Here is a 9243-nt window from a genome sequence, read left to right as displayed (position 1 = left end):
CAAGCTTTACTCAAAGAGTCTAGTAACGATGGCGAAGAGGTCACACCCGTTCCCATACCGAACACGGAAGTTAAGCTCTTCAGCGCCGATGGTAGTTGGGGGTTTCCCCCTGTGAGAGTAGGACGTTGCTAGGCTTTATTTTTTTTGCTTCTTTTCAGTGGTCCCGTGGTGTAGCGGTTAACATGCCTGCCTGTCACGCAGGAGATCGCGGGTTCGATTCCCGTCGGGACCGCCATATTCTAACATTCCAAAACGATTTCACCTTAATGGGTGCAATCGTTTTTTTATTGTAAATAAACAAGGTTGTCTTCTTAGCTTTTGTTTTGCAAGGTTTTTCTGTACACTAGTACTATAATAGGAAGAGAAGGGTGAGTTGGCTGTGTGGAAGAAAGAAATTAAGTCTGTTGTAGAGATGGAGAATTTAGCTGCCAAGATTGGTAGCTATCTAAGACCTCCTGATGTTCTGACACTTGAGGGCGATCTCGGAGCTGGTAAGACAACATTCACAAAAGCGCTTGCAAAAGCAATGGGCGTCACACGGACGGTCAGTAGTCCTACTTTTACGATTATCAAGCAGTATGAAGGGGATTACCCTTTCAATCATTTGGATGTATATCGGTTAGCCAATAGCGAGGAAGACTTAGGTTGGGACGAACTGTTTTATGGAGATGCGATTTCTGTGGTGGAATGGGCACAATTTATTGAAGAAGAGTTGCCTGAACATCGATTAGAATTGGTCATCCATCATACGGGGCCCGATTCCCGTAGAGTTGAATGTACGCCAAAAGGTGAACGATTTACACGTATTTGTGAGGAGATTTTTACATGATATGGTTAGGTATAGATACAGCAAATTCACCTTTATCTGTAGCAATCGTTAAAGATGATGTATTACTTATCGAAGAGTCAAGCATGATGAAGATTAATCATTCTCTACGTGCGATGCCAGCAGTGGAAGAGGCGTGTCGTAAAGCTAGTATTACTCCTTCGGAAATAGACGCTATTGCTGTTTCTGAGGGCCCTGGTTCGTATACAGGCGTTCGGATTGGCGTGACAATTGCGAAGACGCTAGCTTGGACGCTTGATAAGCCTCTTTATGGTGTATCGAGTCTAAAGGCTTTAGCGGTGAATGGACAACTGTTCAACGGTCTGATCTGTTCCATAATGGATGCTAGAAGATCTAACGTTTACACAGGTGTCTATCGAGCGAAGGGGACTGAATTGGTCAATGTGTTAGAAGATCAGCACTGTGCACTTGCAGAGCTGTTGGAGAAGTTAAAAAAGTATGAAGAGACGGTTTTATTTGTTGGAGAAGATGTGAAATTGTATGAATCAATTATTCGTGAGCATCTTGGAGAGCAAGCATATATTGCTTCATTTGCATTGAATGTGCCACGTGCATCTTCTGCTATCTTACTAGCGCAAAGTGAGAACCAACCCGAAACGGTCCATACGTTTACGCCACAGTATAAGCGGATTACTGAGGCAGAAGCTAATTTGGTGAAGAAGGAGTCTTCCCATGAGTAATGAAGTGCTATTCCGAAAGATGACGTATGAGGATATTCCAGCGGTTGCGGGAATAGAACTCGAATCGTTTGCGACGCCTTGGACAGAAGAGATTTTCGAGCATGAATTAACAGGAAATGAATATGCGCATTATATTGTAGCGGATTTAGACGGTGAAGTGATTGGGCATTGCGGTATGTGGATTGTTCTCGATGAATGTCATATTACCAATGTAGCCGTACTTTCGGCTTACCGAGGTAAAGGCTATGGAGAGGATCTGATGCGCCAAGCAATGGAGTTGTGCCGCTTGAATGAAGTGAAGTCCATGACGCTTGAAGTGCGTGTGAGTAATGAGCCAGCACGGATGTTGTATCGTAAGTTAGGTTTTCAAGAAGGCGGTATCAGGAAAAACTATTATACAGACGACCATGAAGATGGACTCGTCATGTGGGTGGAATTCTAATGGATAAAGATCATTATATTTTAGGTATTGAAACAAGCTGTGATGAAACAGCAGCTTCTATAGTGAAAAATGGTACGGAAATTATTTCATCTATTGTTTCGTCACAAATTCAGCAACAAAAGCAATTCGGGGGTGTCGTTCCCGAAATAGCTTCGCGTCTACATGTGGAACAAATTACACTGGTAATTGAGGAAGCATTGAATGAAGCCAAGCTTGTACCAAGTGATTTGGAAGCGGTCACTGTGACAGAAGGGCCTGGATTAGTAGGAGCCCTGTTGATCGGTATCAATGCAGCGAAGGCTTTTGCATTTGCGAATCAGTTACCATTGATTGGTGTGCATCATATTGCAGGCCATGTCTATGCCAACCAATTGATTCATGAGATGGAGTTTCCTTTGCTGGCGCTCATCGTCTCAGGGGGTCATACCGAGCTTGTCGTCATGAAATCACATGGTTCATTCGAATTGATCGGTGAAACGCGTGATGATGCTGCAGGCGAAGCCTATGATAAAGTAGCTCGTGTACTTGGTTTGCCTTATCCAGGAGGTCCACAAGTAGATCGGTTGGCGCTAGCGAGTGATGAAAGTATTGACTTCCCACGCGCTTGGCTTGAAAAAGACTCGTATGATTTCAGTTTTAGTGGACTGAAATCTGCAGTTATCAATTATAAGCATAATATCGAGCAAAAAGGCGGAAAGATCAATCATGATCATGTTGCGGCGGGCTTTCAACAAAGTGTTGTCGACGTACTGACAGTCAAGACAGTGAAAGCGGCAAAAGAATATGATGTGAAGCAAGTGATTGCAGCAGGTGGTGTAGCTGCCAATCAAGGACTGCGAAACTCATTGACTGCTGCACTTGAAAAAGAAGGAATTCCTTTTTATGTTCCACCTATTTCATTGTGCACAGATAATGCGGCGATGATTGCCGCGGCTGGCTATGAGATGTGGAAAAGTGGTGTTCGAAGTGATTCTAGTATGAATGGTCGACCTGGAATGTCATTAAAATCATGGAATTAATGAAGATGCACACAATTTGCTAACTTTCAGCAAATTGTGTGTTTTTTTGTTAGACGAATATTCGTTTGTCAAGAGGGAACGTTCGTACTTATGCACAGTTTGTGGATAGATTGTTAGTAACATTTGTAACCTGTGAATGGTAAACGGATACATAATGGATAACTATGTGGACTAATAAACATATAATTGTGGATAACGTGGATAACTATGTTCATATGTGTTCAAATGGGGATCTATTCTGTGGAGAAGATTGTGGAGAAATAAAGTGTATTTTAGCTACCATTTTTTAATGAAAGTATGAAAATGACGAATGATAGGAGGAACGGAGGGGTTCTTGTCGCAATTTGTCGTCAAGTTGTTCGGCAAAGATAGTTGAAGCATGGTGTTTATATACAAGTGTTCATAAAGTTTCTTGATTGCCCTATAGAATGTGATGTGCGCTTTATGTGATGCTGCAAACGCTCATAGTTTCTAGGCATCCGCCCTATGAGATAACATATCCGCTCATACCTCTCCGGCATATGTTCAAGGCAACCGCGTACCCGCTCATAACCAAGACATTATGAACAAAAAAAGCATCAAGAACCATTCAGTTCTCAATGCTCATTTCGTTTTAGACAATTTCAAGTTCCAGACGTCTTTACAAGTTCTCTAACTCATCTTGAAGTAACAACCACTCTTCGGATTGTTCGTCATGGGCAGTCTGGATTTCATCGATTTGACGTTGGATATCCATTAGTGCGATGTGATCGTTCGCTAGTTCGGGTTCTAGTAGTTTTGCTTGCAAAGATTCAATTTCTTCGTCGAAAGCTTCGAGTTTATTCTCTAAGTCTGCAATGGATCTCTTAAGCCGGCGTTCATGGCGTTGGTTTTCTTTACTCGTCACTTCTTTCTTGACGGTAGGTTGTTTTGCTCGTTGTTCGAGTTGTGTTGCCGCTAATATTTCTTCCGTCTCAGTTTTTTTCTCGACGAAGTAATCGTAATCACCTAGGTATTCCACTGCTCCATCGTCACTCATTTCGATAACTTTGGTTGCAAGTCGATTGATAAAGTATCGGTCATGAGATACAAACAAAATCGTTCCGGGGAAATCATCCAGTGCATTTTCTAATATCTCTTTGCTATCGAGATCTAAATGATTCGTTGGCTCGTCCAATATCAAAGTATTGGATTTCTCGAGCATTAATTGTGCCAATGAAAGACGCGCTTTTTCTCCACCTGACAGGGAAGAGACGTGCTTTTCTATATCGTCACCTGTGAACAGGAAGCGTCCGAGTAGTGAGCGGACATCTTTCTCATTCATTAATGGCCAGTCGTCCCATATTTCCTGCAAGACGGTGCCGGAACCAATAAGTGTTGCCTGATTTTGATCATAGTAACCAAATTGGACATGGGTGCCGTAGCGAATTTCTCCGCCCATCAATTCGTTACGCTTTACTATAGTTTTAAGCAACGTGGATTTGCCGACACCGTTCGGTCCGACAAATGCTACGCGATCACCTTTATAAATACGCAGATTAATATTCTTTGATACAGGTTCTTCACCATAGCCAATTTTGACATCGTCTAGCGACAGTACATCGTTACCGCTTGGTCGGTCAATCGAGAAGGAGAAGTTCGCAGATTTCTCGTCGCCATCAGGAGATTCCATCCAGTTCCTACGCTCTAGTTGTTTCCGTCGACTCTTGGCCATTTTGGAAGTGGACGCACGCGCAATATTCTTCTGAATGAATTCCTCCAGCTTGGCACGTTCATCCTTTTCTTGAATGAACAACTTCTGATCGCGTTCATAGTTCTTCGCTTTCTCATCTAAGTATGAGCTGTAATTACCGCTGTACCTTGTGACTTTCCGTCGAGATACTTCATATACAGTAGTAACTACTTTATCGAGGAAGTATCGATCATGTGAAACGATTAGAATCGCACCTTCATAGCCTGACAAATACCGTTCGAGCCAATTCAATGTTTCAATATCCAAGTGATTCGTTGGTTCATCGAGTATCAACAAATCTGGCTTACTCAAAAGTATCCTCGCAAGCGCTAAACGAGTCTTTTGACCGCCTGATAGTAAGTGCACGGGCTTGTCGAAATCATCTGGGTAAAACCGCATGCCGTGAAGCACAGAACGGGCATCAGCTTCAAACTGATAGCCGCCTGCCTCCTTAAATTCAATTTGCAGTTCATCGTATTCCGTCATGATGCGAGCATAGCGATCCGCATCTTCATACACCGCGGGATTCGACATTTCATGCTCTAGCGCGCGCAGACGACTTTCCTTTTCACGAAGTGGCGCGAATACCGTCATCACTTCATCCCAAATCGTTAATTCTGAATCTAGTCCACTGTGCTGCTCGAGATAGCCCATACGTACATCTTTAGGAATGATGATATCTCCTTCATCCGCGGATATTTCACCTGCAATAATTTTCAATAATGTTGATTTTCCAGCACCATTTCGTCCTACTAGTGCGACGCGATCTCGATGCTGTACTTCGAGACGGACGTTCTCTAGTAGATCCGTGCCGGAAAAAGACTTGGTCAGTCCATTTACTTGTAAAATAATCAAGCCCCACACCTCTATTCCTTATTAGTTTAATGGAATGGGGCGTCCCATGCAATAATCGGCTTTACAATGAACTCGTTGTGCTGTACGATAAAAGCGGCTATACCCTTGTTCAGGGGTTGGTCATTGAAGTAACAATGGAGGTAGGGCACAGCAGTGAGTAAACCTAGAATTCCGCAGGCAACATCAAAACGGTTGCCTTTATATTATAGATTTTTACGAAATTATGCAGATAAGGGTGTACAACGTATTTCATCAGGCGAATTAAGTGAAGCAATGAAGATTGATGCAGCAACCATTCGCAGAGATTTCTCGCATTTTGGGGCGCTTGGACGTAAAGGATACGGCTATGATGTCGATTCCTTGTTGCAATTCTTCAGAGAAACACTTGATCAAGATGAAGAAACTAAAGTGGCTTTGATCGGAGTAGGTAGTCTCGGCAACGCTTTTTTGAAATACAATTTTCAAAAAATCCACAATACGAAAATTGTTGTGGCGTTCGATCCGAAAGCACCACATGAAGGTGAATTAAAGAACGATATTCTGATTTATCCACCTGATCGTATTGAAGAGAAAATTAATGAACTAGGTATTGAAATGGTTATTTTGACCGTGCCATCACGTGTTGCACAAGAATTGACGGATCGTCTCGCTACAACGTCTGTGAAAGGGATATTGAACTTTACTCCAGAACGACTGGCCGTACCAGATACAATCCGTATTCAGACCATCGACTTGTCCGTTGAGTTGCAAACATTGATTTATCTTATCAAAACGGACGTAAAAGATTCACAAATTACGTGACACCACGATAGTAAAATTATAGGTTTTCATGTAGAATAGACATATTATGAGGAGGTGGCCAACATGGCTCCAGGTATCGGAAGTTTACTGATTATCGCTGTGATTGCATTGCTTATATTTGGTCCTAAGAAATTACCTGAAATCGGTAAAGCATTCGGTTCTTCATTGCGTGAGTTTAAAAACGCAACAAAAGGCCTTACAGAAGACGAGGATGACGTAAAAAAGGTTGAAGACAAGAAAGAAGAAGTGCGCTGAGTTAGGGTGTTATTCTGATGGCAGATAAAGACTTAACAATCATTGAACATATAGATGAAGTTCGAAAACGGCTGATGGTAGTTGTCGTTTTCTTTATTGTTGGGGCAATTGGCAGTTTCTTCTTAGCGAAGCCGCTGATCAATTTTATCCAATACGATACACCTGCTGAACAAATTACACTGAATGCATTCAATGTCATAGATCCAGTGGTGATCTATTTAAAAGTCATAGTATTCCTTGCGATTGTCATTATTTCACCGGTTATCATGTATCAATTTTGGGCCTTTATTTCACCTGGGCTTCGTGAGCTTGAACGTAAGGTCACATTGTCATATATCCCGTTTGCTTTTCTCTTATTTCTAGTAGGGATTAGCTTCTCGTATTTTATATTGCTACCGTATGTCATGAAATTCATGATTAACCTGTCAGGTCAATTAAACATTGAGCAGACAATCGGTATTAATGAGTATTTCTCTTTTTTATTCTCACTATTATTGCCGTTCGGTTTTGTCTTTCAATTACCGATCGTCATTTTATTTTTATCGCGTCTCGGCGTGTTGCAACCTAAAGTGCTCGTCAAAATACGGAAAGTCGCGTATTTCGTCTTGTTCGTACTTGCTGCGTTCATTACACCACCGGATATCGTATCGCATTTATTCACCTCGGTTCCGCTATTCATCTTATATGAGATCAGTATCATGATTTCACGTCTAGGCTATCGGAAGTTCGAGAAATCTGAACGTCTACGCCAAATGGAAGAAGTGAAAGCAGAGCAACAGCGTCAGATTGATGAAGTAATGAATAAAACAGATGATAAATAAATCAATTCAAATCCTCTTGCTAATGCAAGAGGATTTTTTGCGTTTACGTTGCAATGACCAAATATGGGTTCATTTACCAATGGTCCTATGGTAAACTATCTAAGAATAGAATGAGTAGGGGGAAATGAATACAAGTGAATAGAAAAAAGACTCCAACTAGATGGAGCAAGTGGTTACTAGGTGCAATGTTGCTTATGGCGAGTGTTACGACTCCTATTATAGAAGGTCAAGCAGCTGCGGCTCAGCAGTCCTATAAAGGATTAGAAATAGGGATTAATCAAGTTATGTCAAGTCAGCGTATGCGTGGTACACGAAGCAGTGTCATTGTACGTGAAGCGGATACTAATCGCATTGTCTATCAATATCGTGGCAATCAAGGTGTCACACCCGCTTCAAACGTCAAAGTTCTAACAAGTACATCAGCCCTTGAAGTGCTAGGGAAAGACTATACATTCGATACAGATGTTTTAACGAATGGTACAGTGAAAAACGGTATTCTCGACGGTCATCTATATTTGCGTGGGACAGGCGATCCGACATTACTTGAAGCTGACTTATTGCGCATGGCCCGACAAATGCGTGAATCAGGTATCCGTTCCGTAACAGGACATATCGTGGCGGATGATACGTGGTTTGATACACAACGTCTATCACCGGGTATTCATAAGTCAGACGAAACATATTATTACGCAGCACAAGTTTCAGCACTGACGATCTCGCCAAATAAAGACTATGATGCAGGTACGACAATCGTTGAAGCGAAGCCGACACGAAACGGGAAAGCGGGAGCTGTCACATTGACTCCTCACACGGATATCGTAAAAGTTGTCAACCGCACACGTACTGTACCCAAAAACCAGCGCAACACAGTGACGATGAAACGTCAGCAAGGTACAAACACGATTATCGTTTCAGGAAACGTACCACTCAACTCTAACGGCAAGCGTCAATGGGTAACGGTATCTAATCCGACAGCCTATACAGCAGACGTCTTCAAACGCGCACTGGCTAAAGAAGGTATCAAGCTTCAATCAACTGCTCGTGTAACACGTGGGAAAACTCCTGCGAGTGCAGAGTTACTAGCAAAGAAAGAATCGATGTCGTTGTACTATTTAATGATGCCGTTCATGAAGTACAGCAACAACTCTCACGCAGAAATCTTAGCAAAGTCCATGGGCCGCGCGGTATATAATGAAGGAAGCTGGAATGCCGGCTTGCGTGTGGTGAGGGAAACGTTAGAAAAAAACAGCATTAGCACAAAAGGTATTTATTTAGAAGATGGTTCAGGTATGTCGCATAAGAATAAAATTCCTTCCGAGAAGATTGCGGAAGTGTTGTATGCAGCCCAGTCTAAAGAATGGTACCCGGCATTTGAGCGGTCGTTGCCAATCGCAGGTGTGAACGACCGTATGCTAGGTGGAACGTTGCGCAATCGTTTGACGAGTCCTATTGTCAGAGGCAAGGTGCAGGCGAAGACTGGTTCGCTCAACGGTACGGATTCGTTGTCGGGCTATGTGAAGACGAAGAGCGGACAAGAGCTGATCTTCAGTATCCTGACAGAGAACGTCAAAGGAACAGCGAAGCCTGATATTGATAAGATGGTACAGGTAATGGCTGCGCAGTAAAGACTTTGAGAGTGGGTAAGGCACTGTTGATCGACGTTCCAGGCGGACGCGTTTGAAGTGACCCCCAAAAGTTGGACAAGTTTTATTACGCACTAAGCTGGTGGTGAGTTCGATACTCTATCGGACTCATCCCCAATTTTGATTTAATACGTTTGGAGTTGTAATAGGAGATATATTCGGCTAGCTC

General features: G+C 42.6%; 10 protein-coding genes, 1 tRNA gene and 1 rRNA gene. 10 read left to right on the top strand and 2 right to left on the bottom strand.

Annotated features, from left to right (window positions below):
* Positions 1-18: 18 nt before the first annotated feature.
* The 6 genes from rrf to tsaD all read left to right on the top strand — a co-directional run bounded on the left by rrf (position 19) and on the right by tsaD (position 2988).
* Positions 19-134: ribosomal RNA gene (gene rrf, locus CSV73_RS15970) — 5S ribosomal RNA — on the top strand.
* A gap of 25 nt (positions 135-159) precedes the next feature.
* A tRNA-Asp gene (locus tag CSV73_RS15965) sits at positions 160-235 on the top strand.
* A gap of 144 nt (positions 236-379) precedes the next feature.
* Positions 380-829 carry a tRNA (adenosine(37)-N6)-threonylcarbamoyltransferase complex ATPase subunit type 1 TsaE gene (gene tsaE, locus CSV73_RS15960; RefSeq protein WP_332308456.1) on the top strand — a complete coding sequence of 150 codons (450 nt, stop codon included), beginning with the start codon at positions 380-382 and terminating at the stop codon, positions 827-829.
* The gene (gene tsaB, locus CSV73_RS15955; protein ID WP_099628062.1) at positions 826-1527 is read left to right on the top strand and encodes a tRNA (adenosine(37)-N6)-threonylcarbamoyltransferase complex dimerization subunit type 1 TsaB; all 702 of its coding nucleotides are present in this window, start codon (positions 826-828) and stop codon (positions 1525-1527) included. The genes tsaE and tsaB overlap by 4 nt, the downstream gene beginning before the upstream one ends.
* On the top strand, positions 1520-1969 hold the full coding sequence (gene rimI / locus CSV73_RS15950; protein ID WP_085131894.1) for a ribosomal protein S18-alanine N-acetyltransferase: 450 nt from the start codon (positions 1520-1522) through the stop codon (positions 1967-1969). The genes tsaB and rimI overlap by 8 nt, the downstream gene beginning before the upstream one ends.
* A complete protein-coding gene (gene tsaD, locus CSV73_RS15945; RefSeq protein ID WP_085131893.1) occupies positions 1969-2988 on the top strand; it encodes a tRNA (adenosine(37)-N6)-threonylcarbamoyltransferase complex transferase subunit TsaD in 1020 nt (339 codons plus the stop codon). The genes rimI and tsaD overlap by 1 nt, the downstream gene beginning before the upstream one ends.
* Before the next feature lie 640 nt (positions 2989-3628).
* Here tsaD and CSV73_RS15940 read toward each other — a convergent pair.
* Positions 3629-5554: an ABC-F family ATP-binding cassette domain-containing protein gene (locus CSV73_RS15940; RefSeq protein WP_099628061.1), complete on the bottom strand. Its 1926-nt coding sequence runs from the start codon at positions 5552-5554 to the stop codon at positions 3629-3631.
* A gap of 153 nt (positions 5555-5707) precedes the next feature.
* On the opposite strand from CSV73_RS15940, the gene CSV73_RS15935 reads away from it, so the two are divergent.
* The 4 genes from CSV73_RS15935 to dacB all read left to right on the top strand — a co-directional run bounded on the left by CSV73_RS15935 (position 5708) and on the right by dacB (position 9056).
* Positions 5708-6355 carry a redox-sensing transcriptional repressor Rex gene (locus CSV73_RS15935; protein ID WP_099628060.1) on the top strand — a complete coding sequence of 216 codons (648 nt, stop codon included), beginning with the start codon at positions 5708-5710 and terminating at the stop codon, positions 6353-6355.
* 63 nt (positions 6356-6418) lie between these two features.
* Positions 6419-6610, top strand: coding sequence for a twin-arginine translocase TatA/TatE family subunit (locus tag CSV73_RS15930; protein WP_085131890.1), 192 nt, complete (start codon positions 6419-6421; stop codon positions 6608-6610).
* 17 nt (positions 6611-6627) lie between these two features.
* Positions 6628-7431, top strand: a complete 804-nt coding sequence (gene tatC, locus CSV73_RS15925; protein ID WP_099628059.1) for a twin-arginine translocase subunit TatC — start codon at positions 6628-6630, stop codon at positions 7429-7431.
* 134 nt (positions 7432-7565) lie between these two features.
* Complete coding sequence (gene dacB / locus CSV73_RS15920) at positions 7566-9056, top strand: D-alanyl-D-alanine carboxypeptidase/D-alanyl-D-alanine endopeptidase (RefSeq protein WP_099628058.1); 1491 nt, start codon at positions 7566-7568, stop codon at positions 9054-9056.
* Positions 9057-9141: 85 nt separating this feature from the next.
* Here the strand turns inward: dacB and CSV73_RS15915 are convergent.
* Positions 9142-9243: IS3 family transposase (locus tag CSV73_RS15915; RefSeq protein WP_143560970.1), on the bottom strand; the 102-nt coding region annotated here is incomplete at its 5' end.

The organism is Sporosarcina sp. P1, assembly GCF_002743155.1.
Lineage (GTDB): Bacteria > Bacillota > Bacilli > Bacillales_A > Planococcaceae > Sporosarcina > Sporosarcina ureae_B.
This window is presented reverse-complemented; position numbering and strand designations above follow the sequence as displayed.

Coding starts and splice junctions, on each gene's coding strand:
- tsaB (WP_099628062.1), top strand. CDS start 826: ATGATATGGTTAGGTATAGATACAGCAAATTCACCTTTATCTGTAGCA.
- rimI (WP_085131894.1), top strand. CDS start 1,520: ATGAGTAATGAAGTGCTATTCCGAAAGATGACGTATGAGGATATTCCA.
- tsaD (WP_085131893.1), top strand. CDS start 1,969: ATGGATAAAGATCATTATATTTTAGGTATTGAAACAAGCTGTGATGAA.
- CSV73_RS15930 (WP_085131890.1), top strand. CDS start 6,419: ATGGCTCCAGGTATCGGAAGTTTACTGATTATCGCTGTGATTGCATTG.
- tatC (WP_099628059.1), top strand. CDS start 6,628: ATGGCAGATAAAGACTTAACAATCATTGAACATATAGATGAAGTTCGA.